Here is a 7103-nt window from a genome sequence, read left to right as displayed (position 1 = left end):
AATGCCGGCGCCAGCTATAATGCGGAGGAAACCCGGATTTCTATTAATTTGTCGCAACTGAAAAAGCTGACAAAGCAAAAGTCCCTTATCTTCCAGCTCGGTCATGAAATCCAGCACGGTTTCTTTTACTACGAACAGGGACATAAAGAAACGGAAAACCGGGTACTTGCCGAAATCAACACAATTGTGGAAAGCGATGCCAAGCGCAAAGACTATACCAAACCACTGAAAGATTTGCTGGATGCCGACCGCAACAATGAGGCGTTGGCAATGATTGCGGGCTGGAATGCTGTCGTCAGCTACGAACAGAAACAGCAGGGGAAAACCAAGCTCAGCCTGCAAGAGGTTGTCGGGGACGGATTCGGATACGAGCGGTATTTTTTAGATGAAACAACTTATCAACAATACCTTAAAAATAATAGGCAAGGGAAAATCATCGAGACCAAAGGGCTGAAATTCAATCCCGATATGACTGTCTCCGACAGCCAAAAAGAAATCCTTGCCCATACCTATTACGACCAGCCGCCCGAAAAGGCACAACTGGGGCCGCACGGCGAATCGGACTACCGCAACATCTATGCGGCGCATGTCATTGGCTACATCGTGCGCAAGCATTACGCACATGACCCAAAAGCCAAGCTGGTCATCGATATGAAGGGGCTGGGACTGGAAGAGCGTCAGCTCGAGATCAACGGCCTGGACTTGGGTGATGGAAACCGCCGCAGAGTATATTACGACAAATCCCACCCGAAAACACCGCAATACTTTGATCATACCATCAATGGTGACAATCAATTTGAGTATGTTCCGATTACTAACCCTAAATCTGAAACCGAAGAGCAGAACTATCCTTATTCTCTCAAAAATATGCCAGAGCAGGCGCAAAAACTTCACGCGCAAATTACAGACAAATTTACTGAATTTATAAAAAAACATCATCTGTCTTATTCAGAAGACAGTATTCAGAACAGTATTACGGCCTTAACCGCTGAGGCCTATGCTAAAAAACTTCCTGAAATTATGGCATTCAACATCACAAAAGATAACTGTCTGGGCGTCATGCATAAGGATAATTCTTTTCTCCGAATCGCTAAAGTTGATGCCAATGAAGCAATGAACATTGATTCTAGAGAAAGCTTTAAAGATATACTGAAAACTGAACAAAACTTTCAGTTAGAAGCTGAACAATGTGAAATGGAAAAACAAATGAATCATTCACAAAGTATGGGAATAGTCCGTTAATACTGTCAATAGTAAAGCCTATAATCTCCAGAAATTTTTAGGCTACTATAAAAATTAAATACTGATCTTCTAAACTCTATCAGTCTAAAATGGGCATAATGATACTAAACGAAAAACAACTAAAATCCATCAGCAAATTCCTTAGCTTTATCTTGCGCCATCATCCCGAGCAAATCGGTATTACTTTGGATAAAGACGGCTGGGTGGATATTGATACCCTGCTGACGCAGGTAAACCATCCCGAGCGCGGCTTTACGGGCAATCCGCTGACCTATGAAGTATTGTTGGAAGTGGTCGAGAACAACGATAAAAAACGGTTTACCCTTTCTGATGACGGCAAACGCATCCGCGCGGCGCAAGGTCATTCGACGGCACAAGTTCAGGTCGAACACAAAGTAGCAACGCCTCCTCAAATTTTGTATCACGGTACGGCTGAGCGCTCTGTTCCATCTATATTGGAACAAGGCCTGCATTCTGCCTCGCGCCATTTTGTCCATCTGTCTGCCGATGCCGCAACAGCCGTCAACGTCGGCTCCCGACACGGCAAGCCGGTTGTATTGACCATTGACACTGTCGCCATGCTTGCGGCAGGACATCAATTTTATTTGGCGGACAACGGCGTATGGTTAACTGAAAACGTTCCGCCGCAATTTATCGGCAAACTTTAAAACATCAGGCCGTCTGAAGCCGTAAAACCATTTTCAGACGGCCCGCAAACACCCTACCCAATTTCTTCATAAAGCGAATATTCATGAACACATCCCCCATTCTCCCTCCTGCTATGCTCGGCATCCTCGGCGGCGGCCAATTAGGCAGAATGTTTACCGTTGCTGCCAAAACCATGGGCTACAAAGTAACCGTACTCGATCCCGATCCGAATGCACCGGCAGCGGAATTTGCCGACCGCCATTTGTGTGCGTCGTTTGATGATGAAGCAGCTTTGGAAGAATTGGCAAAATGCGCGGCGGTTACGACCGAGTTTGAAAACGTCAATGCCGACGCGATGCGTTTTCTCGCCAAACACACCAATGTTTCCCCCAGCGGCGACTGTGTTGCCATCGCGCAAAACCGCATTCAGGAAAAGGCATGGATACGCAAAGCAGGTCTGCAAACCGCGCCGTATCAAGCAATTTGCAAAGCCGAAGACATCACTGAAGAAAGCATACAATTTCTGCCCGGCATCCTGAAAACCGCTACATTAGGCTACGACGGCAAAGGTCAAATCCGCGTCAAAACGGTGGACGAACTCAAAGCCGCGTTTACCGAACACGGCGGCGTGGATTGCGTTTTAGAAAAAATGGTGGATTTGCGCGGCGAAATTTCCGTTATCGTATGCCGTCTGAACAATGACAACGTGCAAACTTTCGACCCTGCCGAAAACATTCACGAAAACGGTATCCTCGCCTACTCCATCGTCCCAGCCCGACTGAGTGCCGACATTCAGCAACAGGCGCGACAAATGGCGCAGCGATTGGCCGATGAGTTGAACTACATTGGCGTATTGGCGGTAGAAATGTTTGTTGTCGGCGACACGCATGAATTGGTCGTTAACGAAATCGCGCCGCGTCCGCACAATTCTGGCCACCATACCATCGATGCCTGCGCGGCAGACCAATTCCAGCAACAGGTCCGCCTGATGTGCAACCTGCCTCCGGCTGACACTATATTGCTGACTTCTTGCTGTATGGCGAATATTTTGGGCGACGTTTGGAAGGAAGACGACGGCGAACCCGAATGGTTGCCGCTGCAAAGCAACCCGAATGCGCATCTGCATCTTTACGGCAAAAAAGCCGCGCGCAAAGGCCGAAAAATGGGCCACTTTACCGTCTTGGCCAACGATGCGGACAACGCGTTCCAAACCGCACAAACCTTACATCAAAGCCTGTAACCTTACCCACTTTTTCAGACGGCCTTTGATTGCAAAAGGCCGTCTGAAATCAATTTTTCCGACCATCCGCCATGAGCCTTCTGACCATCCTCCGTCCGGCAACCGAAAAAGACTGCCAAGCTATACACAACGCCCATCTGTATGCCGTTCAATACGCCTGCATTCGCTGTTATGATGAAACTATTATGCACACATGGGAAAGTCTGCTCGACATCAACAGCTATTTGGAAACCATCTCCGATAAAAACAAAGCCTTGTGGGTGGTCGAATACAAAGGGCTGATTCAAGGCTTCTTCCAAGTCGATTTCAAAGAAGCGCAACTGGACGCCTTATACGTCCATCCGCTCTTCCACAATCTCGGCTTGGGTACGGCCCTGCTTAGCCGCGCCGAAGAAATGGCACGAAATGCAGGCCTCAGCTTTCTCAAACTGTATGCCTCGCTCAATTCCGTGCCTTTCTATCGCCTCAACCGCTACGAATCGCTCGGTACTGCCGTGTTGCAGCTGAACAAAACCGTCCGCGTCGAATGCGAATTGATGCGCAAATACCTGTAATTTTCCCTTCCGCCGTTGCTTTTTTGAAAGAAACCGATGTCCCGAATTGCCGCACTGCCCGACCATCTTGTCAACCAAATCGCCGCCGGCGAAGTGGTTGAACGCCCTGCCAACGCTCTGAAAGAAATCGTTGAAAACAGTATCGACGCAGGCGCGACAGCGATTGATGTCGAGCTGGCCGGCGGCGGTATCCGCCTGATTCGCGTCAGCGACAACGGAAGCGGCATCCACTCAGACGACATCGAGCTTGCGCTCCACCGCCACGCCACCAGCAAAATCAAAACCTTAAACGATTTGGAACACGTTGCCAGTATGGGCTTTCGTGGCGAAGGTTTGGCCAGTATCGCCTCAGTCAGCCGCCTGACCCTGACCAGCCGTCAAGAAGACAGTTCACACGCGACCCAAGTCAAAGCAGAAGACGGCAAACTCAGCAGCCCCACCGCCGCCGCCCACCCCGTCGGCACCACCATCGAGGCTGCCGAACTCTTCTTCAATACACCGGCGCGACGCAAGTTCCTCAAATCCGAAAACACTGAATACGCCCACTGCGCCACCATGCTCGAACGCCTCGCGCTGGCGCATCCGCACATTGCCTTCTCACTCAAACGCGACGGCAAACAAGTGTTCAAACTTCCTGCACAAAGCCTGCATGAACGTATTGCCGCCATTGTCGGCGATGATTTTCAGACGGCCTCATTGAAAATTGACAGCGGCAATGGCGCATTGCGGCTCTATGGCGCGATTGCCAAGCCGACCTTTGCCAAAGGTAAAACCGACAAACAATACTGCTTCGTCAACCATCGCTTCGTGCGCGACAAAGTCATGCTTCATGCCGTCAAGCAGGCATACCGAGACGTATTGCACAACGCGCTGACGCCTGCTTTCGTCCTCTTCCTCGACCTGCCGCCCGAAGCCGTGGATGTCAACGTCCACCCGACCAAAACCGAAATCCGCTTCCGCGACAGCCAGCAGGTGCACCAACTCGTGTTCCACACGCTCAACAAAGCCCTTGCCGACACACGCGCCGACCTGACCGAAAGCGTCAGCAACGCAGGCGAAGTGTTGCATGACATTACTGGCGTTATTACTACACCAATGCCGTCTGAAAACGACGGTGAAAATCTGTTTGATAGCGCATCCAACTACCCGACGGGCAACAAACCCGATACACGCAATGCCTTTGGTTCATCAGGCAAAACCGCGCCTATGCCTTACCAAGCCGCGCGTGCACCGCAACAACGCAGCCTGTCTCTGCGCGAAAGCCGCGCAGCCATGAATACTTATGCCGAGCTCTACAAAAAAACCGACGACATTGACCTTGAGTTGAGCCAATTCGAGCAGGCACGTTTCGGCAATATGCCGTCTGAAACGCCTACTCCCAAAACAGATACGCCGCTTTCAGACGGCCTTCCCTCTCAATCCGAACTGCCGCCGCTCGGCTTTGCCATTGCCCAATTACTTGGCATCTACATCCTTGCCCAAGCCGAAGACAGCCTGTTGCTCATCGACATGCACGCCGCCGCCGAACGCGTTAACTACGAGAAAATGAAACGCCAACGTCAGGAAAATGGCAACCTGCAAAGCCAGCGACTTCTTATTCCCGTAACCTTTGCCGCGTCCCACGAAGAATGCGCCGCCCTTGCCGATCATGCCGAAATGCTGACAGGCTTTGGCTTGGAATTGTCCGACATGGGCGGCAATACCCTTGCCGTCCGCGCAGTTCCTGCCATGCTCGGTAAAGCCGACGTCGTTTCGCTGGCCAAAGATGTATTGGGCGAACTCGCTCAAGTCGGCAGCAGCCAAACCATCGAAGAACACGAAAACCACATCCTCGCCACCATGTCCTGCCACGGCTCAGTCCGCGCCGGCCGCCAGCTTACCCTGCCTGAGATGAATGCGCTCCTGCGCGATATGGAAAACACGCCGCGCAGCAACCAGTGTAACCACGGCCGTCCGACATGGGTCAAACTGACTTTAAAAGAATTGGATGCGTTGTTTTTACGCGGACAGTAACACCAATAAAAAGGCCGTCTGAAAATGCTTTCAGACGGCCTTTTAACTTATTTGCCCTTAACGAATATCCATAGGCGCAAACGATTTCACGGTTTCATCGATTGCTTTAACACGGGTCAGGAAGTCTTCTAATTGGGCAAGCGGCAATGCGCTTGGTCCATCGCATTTGGCTTGGTCGGGATTGGCATGGGATTCGAGGAACAAACCGGCCAATCGGGTTGCCATGCCGGCAAGCGCCAAGTCCAATACTTGGGCGCGACGTCCGCCTGATGCAGCGGCACCGGATTCGCGCGTTTGCAGGGAATGGGTGACGTCAAAAATAACGGGCAGGTTGTTACACGTTTTTTTCATCACGCCAAAGCCGAGCATATCGACCACCAAATTGTCGTAGCCGAAGTTTGCGCCGCGTTCGCACAAAATGATTTGCTCGTTGCCTGCTTCTTGGAATTTCTCCACAATGTTTTTCATTTGAGACGGGCTGAGGAATTGCGGTTTTTTGATGTTGATGACATTGCCGGTTTTCGCCATTGCCACCACCAAATCGGTTTGGCGCGCCAAGAAGGCAGGCAGCTGGATGACATCGCAGACTTCGGCAACCGGTTGGCATTGGTAAGGCTCGTGAACGTCGGTAATCACGGGAACGTTAAACTCGCGTTTCACCGCTTGAAAAATCTTCATGCCTTCGTCCAGGCCCACACCGCGGAAAGAGTGAATAGAAGAGCGGTTTGCCTTGTCGAAAGAGGCTTTGAACACATAAGGAATGCCGAGTTTATCGGTGACTTTAACGTATTGCTCACAGGCTTTCAGCGTAGAGTCGAGGTCTTCAAGGACATTGATGCCGCCGAAAAGGGTAAAGGGCGCATCGTTGCTGACGGTGATATTGTTGATTTGGATATTCACGGCAAAGCCTTTCAGATAAGTTGAATTTGGGAAACAGGCCGTCTGAAACATTTCAGACGGCCTTTGTTTGAATATTACAACACGGTGTGCGGCGGCTCATAAGAAATCACGTCGCGGATTTTATTGTTCTCATCGACGAGGACGACTTTCGGCTCATGCGCTGCAATTTCGGGTTCGGACAACATAACGTAAGACATGATAATCACGATGTCGCCTTTTTGAACCAAACGCGCGGCCGCGCCATTGAGACAAACGACACCGCTGCCGCGTTCGCCGGGGATGGTGTAGGTTTCAAGACGTTCGCCGTTGTTATTGTTGACGATGGCGACTTTTTCGTTAACGCAAATACCTGCCGCATCCAGCAGGTCTTGGTCAACGGTAATGCTGCCGACGTAGTTGAGGTCGGCTTCGGTAACGGTGGCACGGTGGATTTTGCCGCCGAGCATGGTACGGAACATGGGTTTCCTTTTTGATTGTGGGTTGATTTGCGGTTTTAACTTCTGAGA

7 protein-coding genes are annotated in these 7103 nt (G+C 50.7%); 5 read left to right on the top strand and 2 right to left on the bottom strand.

Translation table 11 applies throughout. From position 1 onward, the window contains the following. The 5 genes from HMPREF2872_RS08355 to mutL form a co-directional block, all read left to right on the top strand. The coding region (locus tag HMPREF2872_RS08355; RefSeq protein ID WP_210398852.1) for a hypothetical protein at window positions 1–1242 on the top strand (1242 nt) is incomplete at its 5' end. Between the two features lie 98 nt (window positions 1243–1340). After that, window positions 1341–1910 carry an RNA 2'-phosphotransferase gene (locus tag HMPREF2872_RS08350; protein WP_070632877.1) on the top strand — a complete coding sequence of 190 codons (570 nt, stop codon included), beginning with the start codon at window positions 1341–1343 and terminating at the stop codon, window positions 1908–1910. An 83-nt stretch (window positions 1911–1993) separates the two neighbouring features. Further along, on the top strand, window positions 1994–3130 hold the full coding sequence (locus HMPREF2872_RS08345) for a 5-(carboxyamino)imidazole ribonucleotide synthase (RefSeq protein WP_070632875.1): 1137 nt from the start codon (window positions 1994–1996) through the stop codon (window positions 3128–3130). Window positions 3131–3201: 71 nt separating this feature from the next. After that, window positions 3202–3684: a GNAT family N-acetyltransferase gene (locus HMPREF2872_RS08340; protein ID WP_070632873.1), complete on the top strand. Its 483-nt coding sequence runs from the start codon at window positions 3202–3204 to the stop codon at window positions 3682–3684. Between the two features lie 36 nt (window positions 3685–3720). After that, window positions 3721–5697, top strand: a complete 1977-nt coding sequence (gene mutL, locus HMPREF2872_RS08335) for a DNA mismatch repair endonuclease MutL (RefSeq protein ID WP_070632871.1) — start codon at window positions 3721–3723, stop codon at window positions 5695–5697. 57 nt (window positions 5698–5754) lie between these two features. On the opposite strand, the gene kdsA is transcribed toward mutL, so the two are convergent. Both kdsA and panD read right to left on the bottom strand, forming a co-directional pair. Beyond that, window positions 5755–6597 carry a 3-deoxy-8-phosphooctulonate synthase gene (gene kdsA / locus HMPREF2872_RS08330; RefSeq protein WP_036472435.1) on the bottom strand — a complete coding sequence of 281 codons (843 nt, stop codon included), beginning with the start codon at window positions 6595–6597 and terminating at the stop codon, window positions 5755–5757. A gap of 74 nt (window positions 6598–6671) precedes the next feature. Then, on the bottom strand, window positions 6672–7055 hold the full coding sequence (gene panD / locus HMPREF2872_RS08325; protein ID WP_003678944.1) for an aspartate 1-decarboxylase: 384 nt from the start codon (window positions 7053–7055) through the stop codon (window positions 6672–6674). Between the last annotated feature and the right edge of the window lie 48 nt (window positions 7056–7103).

The sequence above is a fragment of the Neisseria sp. HMSC069H12 genome (genome assembly GCF_001812735.1).
Lineage (GTDB): Bacteria > Pseudomonadota > Gammaproteobacteria > Burkholderiales > Neisseriaceae > Neisseria > Neisseria subflava.
The sequence above is the reverse complement of the archived record's forward strand: the minus strand, read 5'-3'. Positions and strand labels throughout refer to the sequence as shown.

Excerpts from the sequence above, each read along its gene's own strand:
- HMPREF2872_RS08350 (WP_070632877.1), top strand. The coding sequence starts at position 1,341 with ATGATACTAAACGAAAAACAACTAAAATCCATCAGCAAATTCCTTAGC.
- HMPREF2872_RS08345 (WP_070632875.1), top strand. The coding sequence starts at position 1,994 with ATGAACACATCCCCCATTCTCCCTCCTGCTATGCTCGGCATCCTCGGC.
- HMPREF2872_RS08340 (WP_070632873.1), top strand. The coding sequence starts at position 3,202 with ATGAGCCTTCTGACCATCCTCCGTCCGGCAACCGAAAAAGACTGCCAA.
- mutL (WP_070632871.1), top strand. The coding sequence starts at position 3,721 with ATGTCCCGAATTGCCGCACTGCCCGACCATCTTGTCAACCAAATCGCC.
- panD (WP_003678944.1), bottom strand. The coding sequence starts at position 7,055 with ATGTTCCGTACCATGCTCGGCGGCAAAATCCACCGTGCCACCGTTACC.